Origin of the sequence: Neptuniibacter marinus, assembly GCF_001597725.1 — a bacterium.
Classification (GTDB): domain Bacteria; phylum Pseudomonadota; class Gammaproteobacteria; order Pseudomonadales; family Balneatricaceae; genus Neptuniibacter; species Neptuniibacter marinus.
Genome location: NZ_LUTR01000075.1, coordinates 1 through 269, shown reverse-complemented (window position 1 = coordinate 269; position 269 = coordinate 1). Strand labels below are relative to the sequence as shown.

Sequence of the window (269 nt, the reverse complement as noted above, 5' to 3'; positions counted from 1 at the left end):
TTCAACAGATGCAAATGCACCATCGCCAGAAGGTACGTAGTTCATAGTTAGCCAAATGCCTGTAAGGATTTGGTTAACCAGGACAAGCATGGCTAGAGAGCCAAATAGATACCAAAAATTAAAGTTCTTTGGCATCGGGTATTCAGATAAATGCTTTTTATAAGCATTCATTGCTGGTATACGTTTTTCTACCCAATCAAGTAACGCTTGCATTATGCATCCCCCTCATCAACACCAATGAGTATTTTCGTGTCACTCAACTACATATG

Annotated in this window: 1 pseudogene; it reads right to left on the bottom strand. The window is 39.4% G+C overall.

The annotated features are described in order from the left end of the window. Nucleotides 1-213 (bottom strand): annotated as a pseudogene (locus A3774_RS16115) (cytochrome b); the annotation flags it as partial. Nucleotides 214-269: the final 56 nt, after the last annotated feature.